Consider the following 23,077-nt stretch of genomic DNA (forward strand, 5'->3'; position numbering starts at 1 on the left):
CATTCGTGCCATGCTGCTGCCGAATCGTCGAGCCCGCTGGTCTGTCCGGGTGGCGATCACCATGCTGCTCGCGGGTGTCGCGCTGGTCGGTACTCCGACCGCGTCGGCCGAGCCACCGACTCGGTTAGGGACCTATGTGGTCGATTCGGCGAAGGTGCTCGACCGGGCGCAGTTCGACGATGTGCGCAATGCCGTTGACCAGTTGTACGCCAACCAGCAGATTCGACTCTGGATCGTCTATGTGCGGGACTTCGGCGAGCTCGGCCCGGATGCCTGGGCCGAGCGCACTGCGACGCAGTCCGGTTTCGGCAGGCGTGACCTGCTGCTTGCCGTCGCCACCCAAACCCGCGACTACTGGTTCTACGGCGACTTGCCAAGCGGCGTCAGCGATTCCGAGCTCGACGGCCTGCTCACCACGGAGGTCGAGCCCGCGCTGCGGGACAGCAGATGGGCCGAGGCAGGGATCGCGACCGCCGAAGGCCTGGACTCGGCCATGCGCGGCAACGGGGGTGTCAGCGTCCGCGCGTTGCTGATCGTCGCACTGATCGTCGCGCTGGCGATCGCATTCGTCGGCGGCGGGCTGGTGCTGTACTCGCGCAAGCGGCGCAAGGACCGGAGCACCGCCGAACTGCGGGCCGCGCGGCAGTTGGATCCGGATAACAGCGTCGCGCTCGGGGCACTGTCGCTGGAGGTACTCCAGGTGCGGTCGCGGGAGGTGCTTGTCGAGATCGACAATGCGATCCGGACCAGCGACGAGGAGTTGGAGCTTGCGACCGGCGAGTTCGGCGCCACCGCCGTCACCCCGTTCAGCACCGCGTTGGCGCACGCGAAAACGGCGGTCTCCAAGGCTTTCTCGATCCGCCAGCAGCTCGACGACGATATCCCGGAAACCCCGGACCAGCAGCGGACGATGCTCGTCGATCTGATCGGCACGGTCGGCCGAGCCGATCGGGAGCTCGACGCCAAGGTCGCCGAGTTCGATGCGATGCGCGACCTGCTCATCAACGCAGCGGACCGGCTGGACGCGTTGACCAGGGATCTGGTCGAACTCACCGGGCGCACACCGGGTTCGGCGGCCGAGCTGACCCGGCTCACTACCGCGTACCCGGCCAGCGTGCTCGCACCGATCCGCGACAACGTGACTATGGCGCGCGAGCGAATCACCTTCGCGGAACAGAACATCGACAACGGCCGCGCCGCGCTGACCCAGCCGGTCGGCAAGCAGGGCGGCGCGGTCGCCGCGATCCGTGCCGCGGAGGCGGCGGTCGGCCAGGCCCGCACCCTGCTCGATGCCGTCGACAATGCGGCCGCGAACATTCAGCAGGCGACCGACGGGCTGCCTGCCGCGCTGGAGGAGCTGCGCTCCGACATCGCCACCGCGAGAACCCTTGCGTCCTATGGTGGTCCGGAATCGGCCGTGGCCATCGCCGCGGCGGAGGCGGCAGCGACGAAGGCAACGGCCAATGCGACGAGCGATCCACTCGACGCCTTCCACGACGCGGTAGCGGCCGACACGGAGCTGGACCGCGCCAACGCGGCGGCAACGGATCGCAAACTGGCCGCCGAGGACCTGCGGCGCAGGCTGGAGCGGGCGCTGACCGACGCCAGGTCCCGGCTCGCCGCGGCGACCGACTATGTCACTACCCGCCGCGGCGGCGTGGACGCCGACGCACGCACCCGGCTCTCGGAGGCCGAGCGCAATCTCGATGCGGCCCAACAGCTCGACGCCACCGATCCCGCGCAGGCCCTCGCCCACGCGCAGGCCGCCGCCGACATGGCCGGACGTGCCATGCAGGAGGCGCAGGCCAGCGTGCGAGCCTGGGAGAGCAGTCAGGGGCCGTCGGGCACGGCGCAGGCGGGAGCGGTGCTCGGCGGCATCCTCATCGAAGGACTGCTGCGTGGCGCGGCGGGCGGAAGCAGGACCGGGTCGGGCGGTTACCGCGCGGGCTCCTACGGCGGCTCCTCCGGATCCCGCCGGAGCAGCCGCGGTGGGCGATTCTGACGGCGCCCTTGACCCTGACACCGTGTGAGGCCATAGACCAGGAGTCGTCATGTTCAGTATCGGAGACTTCGCCAGACACGGACGGGTATCAGTCCGCATGCTGCGTCACTACGACGCGATCGGGCTGCTGCGCCCGGATCGGGTCGACGCCGCGAGCGGGTATCGCTACTACGAGGCCGGGCAGCTGGCTCGGCTCAATCGCATTGTCGCCCTGAAAGATCTCGGCTTCACGCTGGAACAGGTGGGCGGGATCCTCGACGACCGGGTCGACAGCGCCGCGCTACGCGGCATGCTCAGGCTGCGCCACGCGGAACTGGAGCAGCGGATCATCGGCGATCGCGCCCGGCTCGTCCAGGTCGAAACGAGGCTCCGCATCATCGAGAAGGAGGGCGCCATGCCTGCCAATGATGTGGTGATCAAGTCTGTTCCGGCGGTACGGGTGGCCGAATTGACCGGTGTCGCCGGTGATTTCGAGCCGCAGTCGATCGGTCCGGTGGTCGGGCCGCTGTTCGAGGAAGTGTGCAAACGCCTGGAGCAGGCCGGGGTGGCGATCGCGGGCCCCGCGATCGCGTACTACGAGGAGAACACGACAGGCGATGGCTCGGTACTTGTGCACGCCGCCGTGCCCGTCAATATCGAGCCCGATGCCGCACACGACTTCGCTGTCGTCGACCTGCCCGCCATCGCGCAAGCGGCGACGGTGGTGCATCGGGGCAGCATGGACGACGTGCTGGAGCCCTGGCAAGCATTGGGCCGCTGGATCGACGCCAATGGCTACAAGTCGGCGGGCTACGCGCGCGAGGTGACGCTCGAATACACCGAGGATCCGAGCGGCTGGGTCACCGAACTCCAGGAGCCGATCACCAGCGCGTGACCGTCTTCAGTCGAGACCGAGCGCAGACCGCATCTCGTCCAGGGGTGTCACCGCCCTCAGACCCGGACGGTGACCGTGTGGAAGCCGGTCGGGCCGGTGGGGAACGGCGCGCGACGGGTGCCGTCTTGGACCTCGCCGGAGTGGCCGGTCGCGCGCGCCTGCACGGAGTGCTCACCCGCCGGGATTTCGATCGTGGTGTGCCAGCGACGCCAGGCGGCGGGGGCGAGTTCGGTACCGAGATCGACTGAGCGCCACTCCCCTTCGTCGACGCGGATCTCCACGCCCGCGACGCCGTCCGGCGGGGCCCAGGCGACGCCCGCGACGGTGGTGGTGCCCGCCGCGGCGCGGCCGGGAGCGGCGACGTCGATACGCGCCTGGGGCGTGATCCATATCGGATCCGACGGCCAGCCGCGCCGCACCCAGTAGTCGGCGTGGCTGTCATCGGTGAGTTGCAGTTCGGCAAGCCATTTCGCGCCGGTGTACTGGCCGTACAGGCCGGGGACGAAGACGCGGGCCGGGAACCCGTGCTCCGGTGCGAGCGGTTCGCCGTTCACACCGACAACCAGGTACCCGGGCCATTCCCCGGAGCGCAGCGGCTCCACCGGCAGCGAAATGGTGTAGCCGTCGACGGCCCTGGTCACCAGCCTGGTTGCACCGGCTTCCGGGATCGTGTGTTCCAGCAGCCGGGCCAGCGGGACACCGAACCAGCGGGCGTTGCTCGCCCTCCGCTCGCCGGGCCGATTGTGCACGCACACCATGACCGCATCGAACTCCACTGCGTCGGTGACCAATTCGGCCAGCGAGAGCCGCAGCGGATGCGCGACCATGCCGGTGACCGACAGTCGCCAGCGGGTCGGGTCGATCCGGGGCGGGCTCAGGTTGACGTCGGCGACGTAGAAACTGCGGTTTCGGGTGATCAGCGACGACAGCCCCGGTTCGTCCTCCAGCCCGTCCTGCGGCACCGCGGCGAGACCGCCCATCGGGCCGACCTTCTGGATCGCCTCGTCCTGTCGACGGTCGAGGTCGCGATGCAGCGTCCGCGCAGCCGCGAAGAGTCCGACGCCGGCACCCGCCCACGCGAGCGAGCCGATCAGTCCACGCGGCCGCTTGCTCAGCCCGACACCGAGCACGCCCGCGGCCGCGACAGCACCGGCGACGGTGGCCGCGGATCGGGTCGCGGGCCGCAGCCCGAGCGCGGCCGCGACAGCGCCGAACGTGGCGACGGCGGCGGTGCGGGCCCGCTCGGGCAGTGCGCCTAGACCGAGGGCAGCCGCGACCGCGCCCGCACCCACGCCGATTCGGACGGCGGGCTTATCGTGCCTGCCCGACAGCGCGACAGTTGCCTCGACAACCGGAACCGGCACTGTATCGGTCAGCACTCGGCCGATGGCATCGATCAGCGAATCGCCCCGTGTCGCGGCGATCACTTCGCCGACGCCGAGCGCCGCGACGCCGACCGCTGCGGCACCGAGGCCACCGTGTCTCCGGTCTCCGTTAGTCCGCACCGTTCGAACACCCGCTTCCATCGATCACTACCCGTGCCGTGCTATCCCGCATTCTCCACGAGTCGCCTTGCCCGCGTCGCGCATCGACTGACACGAGACTCAGGCGCCGATTGCTTCCTCCGATAACGCCGTCAGTTCTTTGCGGACGGCGTTGAGGAGACGGCCGGCGGTGGGGCCGCCGCCCAGGATGCCGACGGTGAGGCAGCCGGTGAAGGTGTAGACGAGGAAGGTCACGGCGGCGGAGGCGCCTGCCGATGGTCTCGGGTGTGCAGAGACGTAGACGATTTCGTAGTCGGAGAGCTCGATGTTCGCGGGGACTCGGAAGGTGGGGACAACACCGGTATTGGTCACGGCGACGTGGCCGGCGAGGGAGTGGATCCTGGTGGGGCCGAAAAAATCCGGGAAGTGCAGTACCGACTGTTGGGTAATGCCTTCGGCCAGGTCGTGGTGTAGTCGGGACGAGATTTGCCGGGCCAGTTCGATGACTCCTGCCGAGACATCGACCTCGGCGGCGAAGGAGGCCAGGCCTGCCATGTTGGTTCCTGCGGCGGCGGGCACCGGTGGGGTCAGGCGCGATCGCATATCCACCGGGTACAGGCAGCCGACCGAGACCGGATCGCCGGTGGCTCTGTCCTTTTCGGACACGTAGGCGCGCAGCAGCGCGGCGGTGACCAGCCCGTTGACCGTGACGCCTTGGTGGCGGCCGAGTCCGATTATCCGCGCGGTCGCCGCGCGGTCCAGCACCGCTCGCAGGGGTCGGACGAGAACACTGGGTGCCGCAGTGGCGGGGTCGGCAGGAAGTGACTGTTCTTCGGGATCGAGTGGCCGCGCGACGTCGTCGAACCCGGACAGCTCACTTCGGGTGATTCCATGCGCCGCCGCATGCCATTCCAGCGACTGCGGATAGTCGTGCGGCACAACGGTTGTCGTTCCCGACTCGACGCAATCGGTGTAGTGGTCCCACAGCCGTGCCAGCAGCTCGACGCAGTGGCCCGCGTCCGCGATGCTGTGATGGGCGAACAACGTGATGCGCGATCGACCAGCATCCGACAGCACCACATCGAGGTAGACGAGTTGATCCGCCGGATCGATCGGCTCGGCAGGCAGCCGCACGGTATCGGGATCGCCGAGGTTGGCCCACACGCCGACCGGCGGCCGCTGCCGGGGGCGCAGGAGGTAGCCGCGCCCGGCGGTGTCCTCCTCGATGCGGCAGATCACCACGGGATACGCCCGCCGCAGTGCGGCGAAGGCGGCTCTCACCGCATCGATATCAAGATCGCCGACAACCGACACGGACCGACCGGTGTAGGTCCCGTGCCGTACGAATCGCTCCTCCGACGGCGCCAACACCCGCACCACATCGTCCTCATCCCGCAACACACCGCAAGCGTGCGGCAACTACGACCAGGGTGCAAACCGGAAACCGTGCGGACTGCGAGAGACTGCACATATGAGTCTCGCGGCACAACTGGAGGAACTCGGCCGTCCACTGGTCGTCAAGCAACTCGCGCACCCAACGGTCGCCGGGATCGCCACCGGCGACCTGGCCGAGCCGATCTTCCGATCCTGGCTCGAACAGGACTACCTATTCCTGCTCGACTATGTCCGGGTGTTCTCCCGCCTGGCCTGGCAGGCCCCTGCGGCACACCTCGGCGACCTGGTGGATCTGGCCCACGCCACCTACCACGAGGAGCTGTCGCTGCACCGTTCGCTGGCCGCCGAGTTCGGCGCCGACCTCGACGGCGCGACCAAAGGCGCTCCGTGCGCGGCCTATACGACGTTCCTCCTGGAGTCGGCCGCCGCCTACGGCGAGGGTCTTGCCGCGCTGTACCCGTGCATGTGGGGGTACTCGACCCTCGGCAGCATCCTCGCCCGCAACCCACCGGCCGAGCCACGCTATCGCCGCTGGGTCGACACCTACGCCGACCCTGGCTTCGCCGCGCTGACCCGCCGCTGCGCGCAGATGATCGATGAGGCCGACGTCGAACCGGCCCGCGCCGAAGAGCTCTTCCTTGCAGGCATGCACCACGAAATCGCTTTCTGGGACGTGCCGCGCTGATGTCGAAAGTGGTCGAGGCCGCTGCACAGGTGACCTGCTTCCACTGAGCGACCCGCGATACCGAATCCCTACGGCAATTGGCGTCTCACAAACCGTCTCATAATTATTCTCCCGGCGCGTGAGACTTCCCGTGCACCGACAGGTGACGGTAGAGGGTGGCGCGCGAAACGCCCAGTTCGGCGGCTATGCCGTCGACGGTGTACGCACCGGAGGCACGCATCTGCCGCGCGGATTCCACCATCTCCTTACTCATCGTGCCCGGCCTGCCTCGAACGTTGGGACGGCCCGGAGTCGCCTGCGGCGTCGTCATGACCGCCGCCGGATCGGACGAAATTTCCTGCGGCACAGCCGAACCGAGCAGCCGCGGGAATGATGTCACTCTTGCTCGGAAAGTGATAGAGCACAGCTGTTTTCGTCAAACCGAGATCCTCGGCGATTTCCCGCACCGTGACGGCGTGATAGCCGCGGCGGTGCGCAATATCATCGCGCGATTGCCGCTGCTGGAGTCCCTCGCCGGTATGGAGCGCATCATGGCGCCAGCGACCACCGCCGCACTGCCCGCGCCCTCGGTACCGAACAGCTGATCGCAGCCGCGATGACTTTTTGACTGCCGTCCGGTCTACACAAGCAGACCTGTGTCATCGGAGCCTGAGGAGAATAGTCATGAATCGTCCGACCGTGGTTTCCCGCGACGAATGGCTGACGGCGCGCAAACGGTTGCTGGCCGAGGAGAAAGAACAGACGCGTCGACAGGACGCGCTGGCTGCCCGGCGACGGGAGTTGCCGATGGTCGTGATCGACAAGAAGTATGTGTTCGAGGGGCCGAAGGGCACGGTCGGCCTGGCCGAATTGTTCGACGGGCAGCGGCAGTTGATCGTGTATCACATGATGTGGCGCTGGGATCTGGATGCGGGTTGTCCGAGCTGCGCGCTCCTGCTCGACAATGTCGGGCACACCGCGCATCTCGAACATTCCGACACCAGATTCGTTGCCGTATCCCGTGGGCCGTGGGACACGCTGAGCCGGTACCAGGAGCGGATGGGGTGGCGGTTCCCGATGTATTCGTCGTTCGGCAGCGACTTCAACTACGACTTCCATGCGACACAGGACGAATCGGTCGCGCCCGTCGACTACAACTATCTCGGTAAGGCGCAGCTGGAAGCCAGGGGACTTCCCTGGCACGTGGACGGCGAACAGCCTGGCACCAGTGTCTTCTGGCGCGACGACGACAACACGGTATTCCATACCTATTCGTCCTACGCCCGCGGCGGCGACATCCTCATCGGCACCCACAACTACCTGGATCTGACGCCGCTCGGCAGGCAAAGGCACGTCTCGAAGTTCCCCCACCACGACCGCTACGAAGCCGGCGCACCGCACTGCCACTGATTACTCAGCCACCTCTGCCGCGTAGGTATTCGGCGATCTTCGGGCCGATCACCGCGAGCGCCTCCGGGGCCGTCAGCTGATGGTGTCCGACATCGACTGGGTAGTCGTGGATTGCGCCGCCGATATAGGGACCCCAGGTCGAGACGTTCCGCGCTTCGTCGCCCCGGTCTGCGCCCGACCTCGAATCACCCTGCCGTGGAAGGTGTTAGCACCTAAGCTGGCATTCGTGGGTGAGGACAGGCTGCGCGCATCGGACGCGGACCGCGAAAAGATCGTCGAGCAACTGCGTCTGGCGATGGACGACGGGCGGTTGTCCCTGCACGAATACGATGACCGAATCCAGCAGGCGTACGCGGCCAAGACCTACGGCGAGCTGACTCCGCTGCTGTCCGATCTGCCCGTTCAGCGGAATTCACCGAAGGCGGGGGCGCGCGTGCCGCCGTGGGTCGTGATCATGTGGATTCCGTGGGTCGCGATCAACGCGTTGTGCCTGACGATCTGGGTGGCGACCGGTGCGGGATATTTCTGGCCGTTCTGGGTAGCGGTGCCATGGGGTTTCGCGCTGCTGATCCCGACCGCCATCGGGCTCACCGTCGGCTCGCACACGGCGGCGGCGAAATGCCGCGGAACTGCCCCGGAATAACCGCGAGGCCGCCAGCACGGGGCTGACGGCCTCGAAGTCGAACGCCGTGCTCAGGAACCGATCAGGTGCTGGGCGAGGTAGCCCTCGACCTTGTCCAGCGCGATCCGTTCCTGCGCCATCGAGTCACGCTCGCGAATCGTGACGGCCTGGTCGTCGAGGGTGTCGAAGTCGACGGTGATGCAGAACGGGGTGCCGATCTCGTCCTGGCGACGGTAGCGGCGGCCGATGGCGCCCGCATCGTCGAACTCGACGTTCCAGTTCTTACGCAGCTGCGCGGCAAGGTCTTTCGCCTTCGGTGTCAGATCCGCGTTGCGCGACAACGGCAGCACGGCCGCCTTCACCGGCGAAAGCCTGCGATCGAGCCGCAGCACCGTGCGAACATCCACGCCGCCCTTGGCATTCGGCGCCTCGTCCTCGGCGTAGGCATCGACAAGGAACGCCATCAGCGAACGGGTCAGACCGGCCGCAGGTTCGATGACGTAGGGGGTGTACCGCTCGTTGGTCGTCTGATCGAAGAAGCTCAGGTCGGTGCCGGAGTGCTCCGAGTGCGTCTTCAGGTCGAAGTCGGTGCGGTTGGCGACACCCTCCAACTCGCCCCACTCGCTGCCCTGGAAGCGGAAGCGGTACTCGATATCGACCGTGCGGGTCGAGTAGTGCGAGAGCTTGTCCTTCGGGTGCTCGAAGAGTCGCAGGTTCTCCGGGTCGATGCCGAGGTCGGTGTACCAGGCCAGCCTGGTGTCGATCCAGTATTGGTGCCACTGCTCGTCATCACCCGGCTTGACGAAGAATTCCATCTCCATCTGCTCGAACTCGCGGGTGCGGAAGATGAAGTTGCCCGGGGTGATCTCGTTGCGGAAACTCTTGCCGATCTGCGCGATGCCGAACGGCGGCTTCTTGCGCGCGGTGGTCTCCACGTTCTTGTAGTTGACGAAGATACCCTGCGCGGTCTCCGGGCGAAGGTAGTGCAGGCCGTCCTCGGACTCGATCGGGCCGAGGTAGGTCTTCAGCATCATGTTGAAGTCGCGCGGCTCGGTCCACTTGCCGAGGGTGCCGCAATTGGGGCACACGATGGCTTCCATCGAGATGCTGTCCGGGTCATCGATGTTGTTCTTCTCGGCGTATGCCTCCTGCAGGTGGTCCTGCCGGTGCCGGTGATGACAGTTGAGGCATTCGACCAGCGGATCGTTGAACACGCCGACGTGGCCGGATGCCACCCAGACCTGGCGCGGCAGGATCACCGAGGAGTCGAGGCCGACGACATCTTCGCGGCTGGTGACCATGGAGCGCCACCACTGCCGCTTGATGTTCTCCTTGAGCTCGACGCCGAGCGGACCGTAATCCCACGCCGATTTGGTGCCTCCGTAGATCTCACCGCACGGGTACACCAGACCCCGGCGCTTGGCGAGGTTGGCAACGGTGTCCACCTTCGACTTGGGTGCCACGCGAGAATTCTCCATCCACTGCGAGTCGGATTCGTAATGACGACGCGATCGCGTAGTCACTACGCTGCAAGTGTCACCAGCCTATCGGCATCGGCCAATGGGATTTCCACCGCACAGGCGACACCGGCGGCGAGCCCGTTTGACATGCGCAACTGTGCATATCAAAATGGAATCGCTTTCCAATAAGGAGTTGGTTCGATGACCGCCGAGACCGCCACCGCTCATCCCCACAACCCGTATCGGTCGCCCGCGCCCGCGCCGGTGCCCGCACGGACCGTCCTGGAGGACGCAGGCGAGCTGCTGCGCGCCCTGGCAGCGCCGGTCCGCATCGCCATTGTGCTGCAGCTACGCGAGTCGCCGCGCTGTGTGCACGAGCTCGTCGACGCGCTCGGCGTCACCCAACCGCTGGTCAGCCAGCATCTGCGCATTCTCAAATCCGCGGGCGTCGTGCACGGGGAACGATCGGGTCGCGAGGTGTTGTACGAACTTGTCGACGACCATCTGGCACACATCGTTGTCGACGCCGTCGCACATGCCGAGGAAGGGTAATTCGTGTCAGACAAGACGGTCTTCCCGCAAAAGCCGGTAGGTATCCGCAGTACCCGCCAGCGCAGTGCGATCGCCGCGCTGCTCAGTGACATCGAGGAGTTCCGCTCCGCACAGGAACTGCACGACGAACTGCGCCGCCGCGGCGAGGGCATCGGGCTGACCACGGTCTACCGCACCCTGCAGTCGCTCGCCGATGCCGGTCTCGTCGACGTGCTGCGCACCGACACCGGAGAGTCCGTCTATCGGCAGTGCTCCACCGGGCATCATCACCATCTGGTCTGCCGCCATTGCGGGCGCACTGTCGAGGTGGAAGGTCCCACGGTGGAGGCATGGGCCGAATCCATTGCGGGCGAACATGGTTTCACCGAGGTCAGCCACACTATGGAGGTCTTCGGCACCTGCAAGTCCTGCGCGAAAGCGGGTCGCACCGTCTGACAAGGATCAGGACCACGTGTCGTTCGTGGTCCCCGGGTGGCCTTCGCCTTGTTCCCACACCGCGGGGGTCGGCGAGAATACAACGGTGCCTACCGATAACGAGATCGTGCCCGGACTTCGGTACCTCCCCCGATGGCTCGATGACGACGAGCAATCCGGCATGCTCGCTGCCATCGATGCCGCGACCTGGTCCACCGAACTCAGACGCCGGGTGCAGCATTACGGCCATCGCTACGACTACGGACGTCGAGCGGTCACCGATCAGGAGCAGCACAGCGCCACCGCGCCACCGCTGCCGGACTGGGCACTCTCGGCGACAGCGCGCCTGCACCGCGACCGGCAGCTGAACGAGCGCGCCGATCAGGTCATCGTGAACGAATATCAGCCGGGCCAGGGCATCAGCGCGCACGTCGACTGCGTTCCGTGCTTCGGCCCCGAGGTCGCCGCGATCAGCCTCGGCTCGGCCTACACCATGGATTTCCTCGACCCCGACACCCGTATGCGCATTCCGGTCCGGCTGGAGGCGGGCAGCCTGATCGTGATGACCGGCCCGTCCCGCTATCGGTGGCGCCACGCCATCGCACCGAGGAAGTCCGATATGACCCCGAGCGGCCGGGTCACCCGCGGACGCCGTGTCTCGGTCACCTTTCGGACCGTTCTGAGCTGAATATGGTTGCAGGCCACCAGCACTCGGCGGACCGAGCGGTGGTGGCCTGCGGGCTGTGCCGAGCGAATCAGACGGCCGCGACCGGTTCGGGTGTGGCGGCCTGCGCCTGCGGGGTGTCCGCGCGGGTGCCGCGCAGTGCGCCGGCGCCGAGCAGAGCCAGCGCCGCAGCAGCCCAGATCAGCAGGACCACAAGGGGTTTCGCGGCACCAGCACCGTCGAAGTAGGCGACCGAGCGCAGTAGCGAAGCGGCAGCGCCCGGCGGCAGCAACTGCCCGATGGCGCCCCACGGCTGCGGCAACAGCTCCGGGGCCGAGGTGGCCGCGGAGAACGGGTTGCCGATGAGCAGCATGGTCAGCGCGGCGATGCCGATGCCCGCTCGGCCGATGGCGGTGGCCAGGCCGACGACCGCACCGGAGACCGATAAGGACACCAGACCGGCGACGGCCGCCAGACCGAGGTAGGGACCCGGCACGACCGACATCCAGCCCTGGACGATCGCCATGCTGAGCAGTCCACCCGCGATGCCGAAGGTCACCAGACCGACCAATCGGCCGCCGACCGCGGGAACCAGCAGTGTGAGCAGCACGCCTGCCGCGATGCCCGACATGACGAGGGGCAGCACCATGGCGCCGAAAGCGGTCCCACGCGGGTCGTCGGAGTCGGCGGCGATCACGTCCTCGACCTGCGCGGCCGGTGTGCCGGACAGCTGCTGAGCAATCGCGGTGAGCTGCTGGGCGACGGCCGGGCTTGCGCCGGAGGCGACGATGACGCGCGGCGCGCCGCCGCCGGTGATGATCGCGCCGTAGACCTCGCGGTCTTCGATGGCGGCGCGGGCGGCGGCTTCGTCGGCCGGGTTCGAGATATCGAAGGCGTCGGGGCTGTACTGCCCGAGCTTGCCGGCAACCATGGCGGCCTGAGGTCCGGTGACGGCGAGCGGCACCTCGCGCGGCGCGATATTGGCTGCGGGCCACGCGAATGCGATCAGCATCAGCGCTTGGAGCAGGGCGGCGCCGAGGCCGGCAGCGAGCGCCCGCTGAGTGGTGGTCATGACGGTCTCCCAAAAATCGAATGTTCGTTCTTTTTCGACGAGAACACCGTCGCACGGGCCGCGACTGTTGTCAAGAACGAACATTCGTTTTAGTTTGGTGGCATGCCAAGAGTCAGCGAAGAACATCTGGAACGCCGCAGGCAGCAGATCCTCGACGCCGCGCAGCTGTGTTTTGCCCGCAAGGGTTTCCACGAGACCTCCATGCAGGATGTCTTCGCCGAATCCGGGTTGTCGTCCGGGGCGGTCTATCGATATTTCAAGAGCAAGAACGACCTGATCACGGCGCTGGCCACGCAGACGATGGTCACCGTGCGCGCAACCATGTCGGAACTGATCCACGGCGACCAGCTGCCCACCCCCGCCGAGTTGGTAACCACCCTCGCCGAGCTCGTGGTCGCACAGAGCGGACCGGATGGCCCGATCCGGCTGGCTCCGCAAGTCTGGGCGCTGGCACTTGTCCATCCCGAGGCGTCCGAGTACGTCAAGGGAGCCATCCTCGCGATGCGTGGACTATGGCAGGAGTACGCCGAGCTGATGCGCGAGGCGGGCTGGCTGCCCGCGGATGCCGACACCCACGCGGTAGCGAGCGCGATGATCTGCTTCCTCCCCGGATTCATGCTGCAGCACTTGATCATCGGCGATCCAGACCCCGAAGCAATGGCCCGCGGCGTCAAGACCCTGCTCCCCTACGGCGAGCCCGCCGCACAACCCGCGACAATCTGACCGAACAGCCCGGGGTTCGATATCCCGGCTGTCACGCCCGGCAAAACAGATGTCATGGGGACAGCAGGGTCAGGGCAGCAGGCCCTGCCTGGCGCGGCCTGCGCCGGACAGCACCAGCAACAGCATGGTCGCCAATGCCTGATCGTCCAGGCCCGCGGCCGGGAAGGTGTAGCGCAGGATCACATCGGCGAGCTGACCGTGTGCGATCAGGGTGATCGAACCGAACTGCAGTGAGCTGTTGCGCTCCGCGACGCGCTTGTGCAGCTGCGTTTTCAGCGGACGATCCCAGGCCAGCACGCAGGTCAGCGTCAGTACGTCCAGTCCGGGCGCCAGGTTGACCGCGCGCAGCGAGCACAGCGCGCCTTCGTATTCGAAACCGAGCGAACCCTCGGGGTCGACACGCACGTCGATGTCGTAGAGCGACATGCAGGCACCGGCTCGCGCCTGTAGCTCCTGCTCCGGGGTGACCGCTGCGTCCATATCCGTGCCGCCGTTCACTTGGTGCCGCCGAAGCGGCGGTCACGCGAAGCGTACTGGAGGCAGGCCTCCCACAAGTTGCGCCTGTCGAAATCGGGAAACAGCGTGTCCTGATAGACGAATTCGGCGTACGCCGACTGCCAGATGAGGAAGTTCGAGCTGCGGAACTCACCCGAGGGACGCAGGAACAGATCGACATCCGGCATATCCGGTTCGTCGAGGTACTTGGCGATCGTCGCCTCGGTGACCTTCTCCGGGTCGATCTCGCCCGCCGCCACTCGCCGGGCGATTTCCCTTGCCGCATCGGCAATTTCGGCCCGGCCACCGTAGTTGACGCACATGGTGAGAGTCATCACCGTGTTGTCCTTGGTCAGTTCCTGCGCGGTCTCCAGCTCGTTGATCACGCTGCGCCACAGCCGCGGTCGCCGCCCCGCCCACCGCACGCGAACGCCCATCTCGTGCATCTCGTCGCGCCTGCGCCGGATGACGTCGCGGTTGAAGCCCATGAGGAAGCGCACTTCCTCCGGGCTACGTCGCCAGTTCTCGGTGGAGAAGGCGTAGGCCGACAGCCACTTCACCCCGATTTCGATGCAGCCCTCGACGGTGTCCATCAGCACCGCCTCGCCGCGCTCGTGTCCCGCGGTGCGCGGCAGCCCACGCTCCTGGGCCCACCGCCCGTTGCCGTCCATCACCAATGCGACGTGGTTGGGCACCAGCTCCGGCGGCAATTCCGGCGGCCGCGCCCCCGAGGGATGCTGCGACGGCGGACGGACGGTGCGCTCGGCATCCGAGCGCGCGCTGTTCGACCTGGTCGCGGAAGAGTCTCGACGGAGGATCACGGCCTCCATCCTGCCTGATGCCACCTGTGCGCCGGAAAGCCCTCCACCATCAGTGGTCGAGTGATACCTGGTCGCGCCGACGGTCGAGTGGAGCTCACCATGATGTGCCATTCACCCCGGACCCCGGGGCGGGCCGGCGAGTGCGGGGTGATCAGCCCGCGTGGCCGGCGGCTGCGGGCTCCGCGATTACCGGCCGTGGCTGCGAGCGCTCGATGAGGGGCAAGGTGCGCAGCTGGCGCTCGAGATGCCATTGCAGGTGGGCCGCGACCAAGCCGCTGGCCTGCCTGCGAACCCCGTCGGAGGTGGTTTCGATGTGGTCCCACTCGCCTCGGCGCAGTGCGATCAGCAGGTCGAGCACGCCCGGCGCGGGCGTGGCCGCACCCGGCGGGCGGCAGTGCACGCATACCGCGCCGCCGGCGGCGACATGGAACGCGCGATGCGGGCCTGGGGTGGCACAGCGGGCGCATTCGTCCAGTGCGGGCGCCCATCCCGCAAAACCCATGGCGCGCAACAGAAACGCGTCCAGAATCAATTCGTGCGGACGCTGTTTGGCCGCGATCGCCCGCAATGCCCCCGCGGTCAGCGCATGCAACCGCGGCGCGGGTGCGCGCTCCTCACCGGCCAGCCGCTCGGCGGTCTCCAGCACCGCACACGCCGTCGTGTAACGCCCGTAATCGTCGACGATGTCGGAGGCGAACGCCTCCATCGTGTGCACCTGAGTGACCGTGTCGAGATTGCGTCCCGGATGCAACTGCACGTCCACATAAGCGAACGGCTCCAGCCGGGCCCCGAACCGCGACTTGGTCCGCCGCACCCCCTTGGCCACCGCTCGCACCAACCCATGCTGTCGCGTCAGCAACGTGACAATGCGATCCGCCTCGCCCAGCTTGTGCTGGCGAACCACCACCGCCTCGTCCCGATACAACCGCACCCGGCCATCTTCCCACGCCCACCCGACACGCACCCTCCGACGCACCCCACCGCATGCTCATCTGCCACGGACTTGGCCCGGTCGGCGGCGGCTACCCGTTCTGGACCAGACCGCCGACCAGGAGCATCAGGGATTGCTGAGCTCGGGTGCGGGCGGCGTCCTTGTCGGTGGCGTGGGCGACGATCAGGCCTGCCTCGCTGACGGCGCTGAGGATCAGTTGGGCGAGCACGGGGATCGAGACGTCGGGGATCAGGCCTTCGGCGCGGGCGCGTTCCAGCTCGGAGATGATCAGGCCGAGTCCGTGGCGGGCTTCGAATTCGCGCCAGGCCTGCCAGCCGAGCACCGCGGGGGCGTCGAACAGGGCGATCCGGATCATGTCGGGGCGCTGGCAGATTTCCAAGAAGACACCAAGGCCGATCGCCATGGAGGTCATTACGTCGTCGGTGCCTACCGCGCCGATGGCGTTTTCGATCTCGGCGGTGTTCTCGATCTCGAGTTGCTCCAGCACCGTAAGAAACAGGCCGCGTTTGTCACCGTAATGGTGGTGGAGCGCACCTCGGGTGACGCCCGCCTCGGTGACCAGTTCCTCCGCCGATGTAGCAGCGAAGCCGCGCTCGGCGAACAGGCGGCGGCCTGCCCGCTCCAGCGCGGCTTTCGTGGTGCGGGAGCGATCCTCCTGGCTACGGCGTGGCATGCAGCCGAGTGAACTCCAGAATCGTTTCGGTGAGCAACTCGGGCTGATCTTCGGGCAGGAAGGTGTAGGAGTCGTCGATGAGCCGCAGGGTGGCGTTGGGGAGGTCCTCGGCCAGGCGTTCGGCGAACGAGACGGGGAAGATCTTGTCCTCGCGCGCCCAGGCGATCAGCACCGGAATCTCGATCGAAGGGAAGTGGGCGGCAGCCTCGAGTGTGTAGCGGCGGTGCACGCTCTTCAGGAACCGGCGCAGGTCTTTTCGGATGGCGGCCGAGTTGCGGCTCGGCAGCAGGTAGGAGTCGGCGATCTCGGGCGGGACGGGGCGTTTTGCCACCCAGCCGAAGGCCAGCGGCAGCCGGTGCAATGCCCGGATCCGCATGGCTTCGGTCAGCGGGCGTATCGAACCCGGGATGCGGGCGAGCAGGGGCAGCGCGGTGAACGGCTGCGGCAGAAAGCCCTCGTAGCTGTCGACGGAGGCGAGCACGACGCGGCCGATGCGATCGGGTTTGCGGGTCAGCAACACCTGGGTGATCGCGCCGCCGGTGTCGTTGGCGACGATGGTGACGTCGGTGAGATCGAGCTGTTGCAGGAAGGCCGCGATGAGATCGGCGACGCCTGTCGGGGTGAGGTCCGCATCGGGGACCGGGATCGAATGCGAGCCGAGCGGCAGATCCGGCGTCAGGCAGCGATAGCCCGCGGCCGCGATGGCCGGGACGACCTTGCGCCACAGATCGGCATTGACCAAGAGTCCGTGCACGAAAACAACCGGCGCTCCCGCCCCCGTGTCGTGGTATCGGATGCGGCCGCCGGGCAGATCTACCTCATGCATGCGGCCGAGTGACGTACTGGTTCCCATGGTTCCTCCAAGGTGCTCGCGGTACCCGCCCACTGTTACATACATACGGTATGTATGTCTATAGAATCGGTGCGAACCTTCAGCCTTGTGCGCACGTAGATCCAACAGACCGCGACGATGTGGACGGTTGACCAGATGCGCGCTACGGTGCACATCTGGAGAACGAGGAGACGGAGCTCACATGGCGGTATCTGACCACACCCCACTACCGCCGGAGACTGCCCGCTGGGCCGACCGGTCGCCGATCGGCGACCTCGGACTCGCCGACCTCGCGGCCGCGATCGCACGGGGCACCGTCAGTTCCGCCGCGGCGGTCGGCTCGGTCCTCGAGCGCATCGAAGCAAGCCAGAAGACACTCAACGCCTTTCGCATCGTGCGGCGCGAAGCGGCGCTCGCCGAAGCGGCCGAGGCGGATCGGCGGCTGGCCGCGGGCGAACGACTTCCGTTGCTCGGCGTGCCGATCGCGGTGAAGGACGACACCGATATCGCCGGTACGCCGACGGCATTCGGTTGCGGTGGCGACTTCACGCCGAAAACCGAAGACGCCGAATCGGTTCGACGACTGCGCGCGGCCGGCGCGGTGATCGTCGGGAAGACCAACACCTGCGAACTCGGACAGCTGCCCTTCACCAGCGGCGCCGCCTTCGGGCACACCCGCAACCCGTGGAGCGCCGCGCACACGCCCGGCGGCTCCTCCGGCGGTTCGTCGGCCGCGGTCGCCGCCGGATTGGTGCCCGCCGCACTGGGTTCCGATGGCGCGGGCTCGATTCGGATCCCCGCCTCGTGGACAAACCTCGTCGGCATCAAGCCGCAGCGCGGCCGAATCTCCACCTGGCCGGAGGCCGAAGCGTTCTACGGGCTCACGGTGAACGGTCCACTCGCCCGCACCGTCGCCGATGCCGCACTGCTGCTCGACCTCGCCGCAGGCCCGCATTCCGGCGATAAGCACACCCCAGCCCCACTGCAGGTCTCCGACGCGGTCGGCCGCGATCCCGGACGGCTGCGCATCGCGCTGTCGCTGCGCATTCCCTTCACCGCCACCAAGACTGCGCTGCACCCCGAGGTCGAAGCCGCCGTACACGGCATCGCAACCGCGCTGCGCGGGCTCGGCCATTCGGTCACCGTCGCCGACGTGAACTACGGCGTCATGATCGGCGCCACCTTCCTGCCACGCTCGATGGCGGGCATCCGGGAACGGCACGACAAGATGCCAGGCGCTGTCGTCGACTCACGCACCAGCGCCAACGTCCGCTTCGGCCAACTACTCAGCGGACCGGCCCTGTTCGCGGCCCGTCAGGCGGAACCGTTGCTGCACAAGCAAATCGGTGGCTTCTTCCGCGACTTCGACCTCGTCCTCGCCCCGACCACCGCAACGCCACCACCCCGCGCCGAAGAAATCGACGGCATCGGTGTGAACGCCACCAACAACCTCATCACCGCCGCCTGCCCCTACACCTGGCCATGGAACGTCCTCGGCTGGCCGAGCGTGAACGTCCCCGCGGGCTTCACCGACGCAGGCCTGCCCGTCGGCGCCCAGCTGATGGGCACCGCGAACTCGGAGCCGATGCTCGTTTCCGTTGCGGCCCAACTGGAATCAGAACTGCGCTGGGACCGGCACCGTCCCGATCTGTGGTGGTGAAACCGACCTGTCGCCCGGCACTAGAGGGGTGCGTCCCGCCACCAGCGGTCGACGAGATCCTGACCGGAGGTACCGCCGAATACCCGCAGCTCACAGAATGCTCGGCCGCCACCTTGAAACCCGATCTGCAGCGCCCCCGCGGACCGACCGACGGGGTCGATGACGTCCTGCCAGATCATCCTGCCCCGGCCGGATGGGCGTTCCCACTGCTGATCGCCACCGACGGGAGCATTGGCGTACGGCCGGATCTCGCGGGAAGACCGACTGGAACTGCACTCCGCGCGGAGGATCGACACCGGGTCGCGGTCTCCGTTGCACGACAGTATGGTTGTCGGCCCGGCAGGCTGGTCCACCTCGACCGGACGCTGATCCTTGTCGACCGCTATGCATCGGATTCCCTGATAGCCGCTGTCCGCAGGCGTCTTGGGGAGCAGGTCTGATAGCGCCTTGACCATGTAGTTGTGACTACCCCACGACGCCACCGCGGCGGCCTTGGTGGACGGAGTGGCCGCGGTCGTGCTGCTCGTCGACGTCGCCACACTCTGCTGCGCCCTGGTCCCGCTCGAATTCCTCGTCAGCGCAACAGCACTCGCGGCGGCCACCGCCACAATCGTCAGGGCGACACCGGCGGCGACGGCGAACTTCGTGCCCCGCTTGCGCATGCGGCCCGCGGCAACGGGTGGCCGCGGATCGAGCGCGGCCTGATCCGGGTCGAGCCCGAAGGCCGCCGACGCCGCGGCCGCGAGGGCGCCGCACGAGGGATAGCGATGGTCGGGATTCTTCGCCATGGCGCGGGCGATCACGTCATCGATCGATGGTGGGAAGAGCGGATTCACCGAGGTCGGGCTCGGTGGCGGTTCCTGGAGGTGCGCCTGCATCACCGCGGTCGGCGTATCGCGCGGGAAGGGCTTGACGCCGGTCAGAAGTTCGTAGAGCGTCCCGCCGAGCGCATACACATCGGCGCGATGATCCACCGCCTGCGCCGTCAGCTGTTCGGGTGCGGCGTAGGCAAGTGTCGCGAGGATCGATCCCGCTTCGGTCAGCGCGGTGGTCTCCGCTGCGGCCCTTGCGATCCCGAAGTCGGTCACGAAGACCCGTTCCGACTGACCAGGCCGGGGCTCGAGCAAGACATTGGCCGGTTTCACATCTCGGTGCAGCATCCCGGCCCGATGCGCCTCATCCAGACCACGCGCCGCCGCGCCGACAATGTGCAGCACCCGCTCGGGCGGCCGTTCGGCCGCACCGCGGGCGATGAGCTGGGCGGCGTCGGGCCCGTCCACGAACTGCATCGCGATCCACAGTCGGCCGTACTCGACGCCCCGGTCATGCACCGCAACGATATTCGGATGATCGAGCCGGGCCGCCAGTTCGGCCTCACGGATGAACCGTGCCCGAAATTCCGCGTCCGCACTGAAGTTCTCCGACAGCACTTTCAGCGCGTCCCGACGCGGCAGCCTCGGATGTTTGGCTACATATACCGCGCCCATGCCACCACTGCCCAGCCTCCGCTCGATGAGGTATCCGGCGAAAACCGTTCCAGGAAGCAACATCCCAGCCATGCGCTCTACTCGCCGTTCACCAGTAACGCGAGTTGCGCCGCGGCCTGCTGATGGGCGTCTTTCAGATCACGGCCGCGAGTCAGCGCGACATAGCGACCGTACATAACCTCGCAGGTGAACCCCAGCGGGAGCTGTGGTGGTACGTCGAGTTGTTCAGCGCACCTCGAGTCGATGACCCCCTCGGGTCCTGGCACGGGCCGCAACGCGGGGTCCGCCACGCTCGCGTGATCCGAGATATACGTGCGGGCGGCACGCGCGTCGGCAAACCGCACCAGACTGTTCAGTCCGTTCACCGCGACCAGTTCGATCGGTAGATTCTTCCCACGCTCGCTCCACAGGTGGGAGCCACGCGGGCCGAATACGACACCTGTCACGGCGATACTGGCCTTCCATCCCGCATTCTTGTCATAGGCCTTCGTGATCACCGCGGGAAAAGGCCATCGCCCAGGCAGTTCCGGCAGCATCCTGGCGAGCATACGATCGCGGTCGAGCGGCAGGGTCGCGAGCTTGTCCGGCGCAGTGGCCTGAAACTCACGCAACCGCGGTAACTGAGCGTCGAACGCCTTACGCGCCAGTCCGGACAGCGCGGTGAGATCCGGCGACGTATGCCCGATGAGCATGGTGACGACGAATGACTCGTGCGCGATCGTGGCCGCCAGCGTGGGTAAGGTCGGGCGCCAATGGCCGAGTGCCGATGGATGGCCCGCGATCTGGACGGCGACATTGTCGGGACTGACCGCGGCATCGACCGCATCGATCTCGCGAGCCGCCTGCTGCGCCGCGGCGGCGTCGGGGAACCGCAGCAGCAACACCGTCAGCAAGCGCGCCCGCCCCGCCATCGGCAGCGCGTCGAGTTCCTCCTTGTCACTGCCGCCGACCGTGAAACCCGCGAGCATGCCATGCCGTTCGAGCACCGCGCGAACCGGCTTCGCCAGGAATCGGGTCGCTTTCGCGGGAGTCGGCAGCGGAGCGATACCGCCGACGATTTCGAAGCCGAGGGCCGGGTCGGCCTCGACCGGATCGATCATTACCTCGGCCATCCGGATGGATTCCAGTGTCCGCCCATAACTCTCGTTGTCGTTGCGCGGCTCGACCAGCGGTTCGCTGCTGTTCGAGCCGATGTCGAGTGATCGCGGATCCGGCGTCGCGGGTAGCGGATTCCCCTGCACCGCACAGCCGGACGTGACCGCGAGTGCGGTGGCCGCAACCAGTACGGCTACGAGCGCGCGAATCGTGTCAGAGCGGCGCATCGGCCCACCACTTGGTGCGGAGTTGAGCACCGGACTCGGCGCCGACGACGCGCAGCCGACAGAAGTTCCGATTCGGATTCTCGAATGACACTTCCAGCTCGCCCAAGACATCTCCATAAATATTCGTAAAGTTGCCCCATTGCAGCCGGCCCGCGCCGGAGGGCCGCGTCCAGCGCTCCTCCCCCTCGATCCGCTCGACCGCAGGCCCTGGTCCGATGGGCGAACGGTCGGTGTTGCACTCGATGTCCAACGCCTCCATCGGATCCTGGTCGCCTATACAGGACAGCCGCTCGACCCGAGTCGCCGCCCCGAACGGAATGGGCTTACCCCTGCTGTCGACAGGCCGGCAGCTGTTCAGCTCCCGATAGCCGATGCCGAGGGGCGTCGCGGGTAGCAGCTCACGCAGAGCCTCCACGACGAAGGCATGGTTGCCCCATCGAGCCGAAGACACGGCCGACGGATCGGGGGCGGTCGTGGCAGGCACTGCCGACGCGGTGCCGCTCCGCTCGCCTCGGTCCATGTTCAACAGCACCGAAACCACAACCATCACAAGGGAAATCACCACTGCTGCCGCACCGAGGAGTGGACCACGACACCTCGCGGGATGGACGGCACCCGACTTCGGTGCGGCGGCAACCGCGTACACCCCGTGCAGCGCCGCCGCTGCCGCCGCACCGAGCGCGCCGCAGCTCGGATACCTGTCCGCGGGATCCTTGGCGAGCGCCTTGGCGATCACCGCATCGAATCCCGCAGGCACCTTGGAGTTCTCGAGCGAGGGTCGCGGGGGCGGCTCGTTCAGCTGCGCGAACATGACTGCCCCCGGACTGTCCCTCGGGTACGGGACCGAGCCGGTGAGCATCTGATAGAGCGTGCAACCGAGGCCGTAGACATCTGCGCGATCGTCCGTCGGGTCACCGCTGATCTGCTCCGGTGCGGCGTAGGCAAGCGTGGCTGTCGTACCGCCTGCCGCAAGCGTCGTCGAATCATCGGCGGACCTTGCGATTCCGAATCCGGTCACCAGCACCCGGTCCGGACCATCGGACTGTGCGGCGACGAGAATGCTCGCCGGTTTCAGATCGCGATGCAGCAATCCCGCGCGATGGATCTCGTCGAGACCGCGCGCGGCCTCCCCGATGATGTGGACCGCACGTGCGACATCGAGCCCCTCCGAATCACGCCGCATCAGCTCCGCGACATCGACGCCGTCGACATACTGCATCGCGATCCACAGCAGGCCGTCCTGCTCACCCCGGTCACGAACGGCGACCAGATTAGGATGCTGCAACCGAGCGGCGGCCTCGGCCTCGCGCAGGAAGGCAGCGCGAAACCGGGCATCGCCGGAGTGCACATCGGACAGGACCTTCAGCGCGTCCTTGCGCGGCAGCCGCGGGTGCTGTGCAAGAAAGACCGTGCCCATCCCATCGCCGCCAAGGCGGCGCTCGATGCGATACCCGGCGAATACCGTGCCCTCGGCAAAATCCACGACGTCTCCTCTCGTC

General features: G+C 67.2%; 25 protein-coding genes. 11 read left to right on the top strand and 14 right to left on the bottom strand.

Translation table 11 applies throughout. From position 1 onward, the window contains the following. The first annotated feature begins 10 nt into the window (after positions 1 to 10). Both ACFQZZ_RS15455 and ACFQZZ_RS15460 read left to right on the top strand, forming a co-directional pair. The gene (locus ACFQZZ_RS15455) at positions 11 to 2,002 is read left to right on the top strand and encodes a TPM domain-containing protein (protein WP_378680106.1); all 1,992 of its coding nucleotides are present in this window, start codon (positions 11 to 13) and stop codon (positions 2,000 to 2,002) included. Positions 2,003 to 2,051: 49 nt separating this feature from the next. Further along, the gene (locus ACFQZZ_RS15460) at positions 2,052 to 2,876 is read left to right on the top strand and encodes a MerR family transcriptional regulator (RefSeq protein WP_378680108.1); all 825 of its coding nucleotides are present in this window, start codon (positions 2,052 to 2,054) and stop codon (positions 2,874 to 2,876) included. 56 nt (positions 2,877 to 2,932) lie between these two features. Here ACFQZZ_RS15460 and ACFQZZ_RS15465 read toward each other — a convergent pair whose 3' ends face one another. Both ACFQZZ_RS15465 and ACFQZZ_RS15470 read right to left on the bottom strand, forming a co-directional pair. Next, positions 2,933 to 4,381 (bottom strand): molybdopterin-dependent oxidoreductase, encoded by a 1,449-nt coding sequence (locus tag ACFQZZ_RS15465; RefSeq protein WP_378680110.1) that lies wholly within the window; start codon positions 4,379 to 4,381, stop codon positions 2,933 to 2,935. A gap of 99 nt (positions 4,382 to 4,480) precedes the next feature. Then, positions 4,481 to 5,761: an acyltransferase gene (locus tag ACFQZZ_RS15470; RefSeq protein WP_378680113.1), complete on the bottom strand. Its 1,281-nt coding sequence runs from the start codon at positions 5,759 to 5,761 to the stop codon at positions 4,481 to 4,483. Positions 5,762 to 5,831: 70 nt separating this feature from the next. On the opposite strand from ACFQZZ_RS15470, the gene ACFQZZ_RS15475 reads away from it, so the two are divergent. Then, positions 5,832 to 6,440 (top strand): TenA family protein, encoded by a 609-nt coding sequence (locus ACFQZZ_RS15475; protein WP_378680116.1) that lies wholly within the window; start codon positions 5,832 to 5,834, stop codon positions 6,438 to 6,440. Between the two features lie 103 nt (positions 6,441 to 6,543). Here the strand turns inward: ACFQZZ_RS15475 and ACFQZZ_RS15480 are convergent, their stop codons facing one another. Both ACFQZZ_RS15480 and ACFQZZ_RS15485 read right to left on the bottom strand, forming a co-directional pair. Further along, positions 6,544 to 6,693 (bottom strand): helix-turn-helix domain-containing protein, encoded by a 150-nt coding sequence (locus ACFQZZ_RS15480; RefSeq protein ID WP_378680119.1) that lies wholly within the window; start codon positions 6,691 to 6,693, stop codon positions 6,544 to 6,546. Beyond that, positions 6,686 to 6,886 carry a TetR family transcriptional regulator gene (locus ACFQZZ_RS15485; protein ID WP_378680122.1) on the bottom strand — a complete coding sequence of 67 codons (201 nt, stop codon included), beginning with the start codon at positions 6,884 to 6,886 and terminating at the stop codon, positions 6,686 to 6,688. The genes ACFQZZ_RS15480 and ACFQZZ_RS15485 overlap by 8 nt, the downstream gene beginning before the upstream one ends. Positions 6,887 to 6,895: 9 nt before the next feature. Here ACFQZZ_RS15485 and ACFQZZ_RS15490 point away from each other — a divergent pair, with 9 nt between their 5' ends. From ACFQZZ_RS15490 to ACFQZZ_RS15500, 3 genes are all read left to right on the top strand, one after another. After that, positions 6,896 to 7,024: a hypothetical protein gene (locus tag ACFQZZ_RS15490; RefSeq protein WP_378680124.1), complete on the top strand. Its 129-nt coding sequence runs from the start codon at positions 6,896 to 6,898 to the stop codon at positions 7,022 to 7,024. Between the two features lie 79 nt (positions 7,025 to 7,103). Continuing rightward, a complete protein-coding gene (locus ACFQZZ_RS15495; protein ID WP_378680126.1) occupies positions 7,104 to 7,829 on the top strand; it encodes a DUF899 domain-containing protein in 726 nt (241 codons plus the stop codon). Between the two features lie 226 nt (positions 7,830 to 8,055). Further along, entirely contained in the window at positions 8,056 to 8,472 is a 417-nt protein-coding gene (locus tag ACFQZZ_RS15500) for a DUF1707 domain-containing protein (protein ID WP_378680129.1), read from the top strand. 50 nt (positions 8,473 to 8,522) lie between these two features. Here the strand turns inward: ACFQZZ_RS15500 and ACFQZZ_RS15505 are convergent, their stop codons facing one another. Continuing rightward, positions 8,523 to 9,914 carry a glycine--tRNA ligase gene (locus tag ACFQZZ_RS15505; protein WP_378680131.1) on the bottom strand — a complete coding sequence of 464 codons (1,392 nt, stop codon included), beginning with the start codon at positions 9,912 to 9,914 and terminating at the stop codon, positions 8,523 to 8,525. Between the two features lie 198 nt (positions 9,915 to 10,112). On the opposite strand from ACFQZZ_RS15505, the gene ACFQZZ_RS15510 reads away from it, so the two are divergent. From ACFQZZ_RS15510 to ACFQZZ_RS15520, 3 genes are all read left to right on the top strand, one after another. Beyond that, a complete protein-coding gene (locus ACFQZZ_RS15510; protein ID WP_378680133.1) occupies positions 10,113 to 10,463 on the top strand; it encodes an ArsR/SmtB family transcription factor in 351 nt (116 codons plus the stop codon). 3 nt (positions 10,464 to 10,466) lie between these two features. Continuing rightward, on the top strand, positions 10,467 to 10,898 hold the full coding sequence (locus tag ACFQZZ_RS15515) for a Fur family transcriptional regulator (protein ID WP_378680135.1): 432 nt from the start codon (positions 10,467 to 10,469) through the stop codon (positions 10,896 to 10,898). Positions 10,899 to 10,983: 85 nt separating this feature from the next. After that, entirely contained in the window at positions 10,984 to 11,565 is a 582-nt protein-coding gene (locus ACFQZZ_RS15520; protein ID WP_378680137.1) for an alpha-ketoglutarate-dependent dioxygenase AlkB, read from the top strand. 67 nt (positions 11,566 to 11,632) lie between these two features. Here the strand turns inward: ACFQZZ_RS15520 and ACFQZZ_RS15525 are convergent, their stop codons facing one another. Then, positions 11,633 to 12,613 (bottom strand): hypothetical protein, encoded by a 981-nt coding sequence (locus ACFQZZ_RS15525; protein WP_378680140.1) that lies wholly within the window; start codon positions 12,611 to 12,613, stop codon positions 11,633 to 11,635. Between the two features lie 102 nt (positions 12,614 to 12,715). On the opposite strand from ACFQZZ_RS15525, the gene ACFQZZ_RS15530 reads away from it, so the two are divergent. Then, entirely contained in the window at positions 12,716 to 13,336 is a 621-nt protein-coding gene (locus ACFQZZ_RS15530) for a TetR/AcrR family transcriptional regulator (RefSeq protein WP_378680143.1), read from the top strand. A 69-nt stretch (positions 13,337 to 13,405) separates the two neighbouring features. Here ACFQZZ_RS15530 and ACFQZZ_RS15535 read toward each other — a convergent pair whose 3' ends face one another. The 5 genes from ACFQZZ_RS15535 to ACFQZZ_RS15555 all read right to left on the bottom strand — a co-directional run bounded on the left by ACFQZZ_RS15535 (position 13,406) and on the right by ACFQZZ_RS15555 (position 17,130). Beyond that, a complete protein-coding gene (locus tag ACFQZZ_RS15535) occupies positions 13,406 to 13,762 on the bottom strand; it encodes a YbjN domain-containing protein (RefSeq protein ID WP_378680568.1) in 357 nt (118 codons plus the stop codon). Between the two features lie 68 nt (positions 13,763 to 13,830). Beyond that, a complete protein-coding gene (locus ACFQZZ_RS15540) occupies positions 13,831 to 14,661 on the bottom strand; it encodes an isoprenyl transferase (RefSeq protein ID WP_378680146.1) in 831 nt (276 codons plus the stop codon). Positions 14,662 to 14,803: 142 nt separating this feature from the next. Continuing rightward, a complete protein-coding gene (recO, locus tag ACFQZZ_RS15545; RefSeq protein ID WP_378680149.1) occupies positions 14,804 to 15,583 on the bottom strand; it encodes a DNA repair protein RecO in 780 nt (259 codons plus the stop codon). Between the two features lie 91 nt (positions 15,584 to 15,674). Further along, positions 15,675 to 16,277 (bottom strand): TetR/AcrR family transcriptional regulator, encoded by a 603-nt coding sequence (locus ACFQZZ_RS15550; protein ID WP_378680152.1) that lies wholly within the window; start codon positions 16,275 to 16,277, stop codon positions 15,675 to 15,677. After that, positions 16,264 to 17,130 carry an alpha/beta fold hydrolase gene (locus ACFQZZ_RS15555; protein ID WP_378680155.1) on the bottom strand — a complete coding sequence of 289 codons (867 nt, stop codon included), beginning with the start codon at positions 17,128 to 17,130 and terminating at the stop codon, positions 16,264 to 16,266. The genes ACFQZZ_RS15550 and ACFQZZ_RS15555 overlap by 14 nt, the downstream gene beginning before the upstream one ends. Positions 17,131 to 17,311: 181 nt before the next feature. Between ACFQZZ_RS15555 and ACFQZZ_RS15560 the strand changes: the two genes are divergently transcribed. After that, positions 17,312 to 18,769 carry an amidase gene (locus ACFQZZ_RS15560; protein WP_378680158.1) on the top strand — a complete coding sequence of 486 codons (1,458 nt, stop codon included), beginning with the start codon at positions 17,312 to 17,314 and terminating at the stop codon, positions 18,767 to 18,769. A gap of 20 nt (positions 18,770 to 18,789) precedes the next feature. Here the strand turns inward: ACFQZZ_RS15560 and ACFQZZ_RS15565 are convergent, their stop codons facing one another. The 3 genes from ACFQZZ_RS15565 to ACFQZZ_RS15575 are packed head-to-tail and all read right to left on the bottom strand — an operon-like array spanning position 18,790 to position 23,061. Then, entirely contained in the window at positions 18,790 to 20,328 is a 1,539-nt protein-coding gene (locus ACFQZZ_RS15565; RefSeq protein ID WP_378680160.1) for a serine/threonine-protein kinase, read from the bottom strand. A gap of 5 nt (positions 20,329 to 20,333) precedes the next feature. Then, positions 20,334 to 21,578, bottom strand: coding sequence for a hypothetical protein (locus ACFQZZ_RS15570; protein ID WP_378680163.1), 1,245 nt, complete (start codon positions 21,576 to 21,578; stop codon positions 20,334 to 20,336). Then, positions 21,565 to 23,061, bottom strand: coding sequence for a serine/threonine-protein kinase (locus ACFQZZ_RS15575; protein WP_378680166.1), 1,497 nt, complete (start codon positions 23,059 to 23,061; stop codon positions 21,565 to 21,567). Before ACFQZZ_RS15575 ends, ACFQZZ_RS15570 begins: the two co-directional genes overlap by 14 nt. Between the last annotated feature and the right edge of the window lie 16 nt (positions 23,062 to 23,077).

The sequence above is a fragment of the Nocardia sp. GCM10030253 genome, from assembly GCF_042675075.1.
GTDB lineage: Bacteria > Actinomycetota > Actinomycetes > Mycobacteriales > Mycobacteriaceae > Nocardia.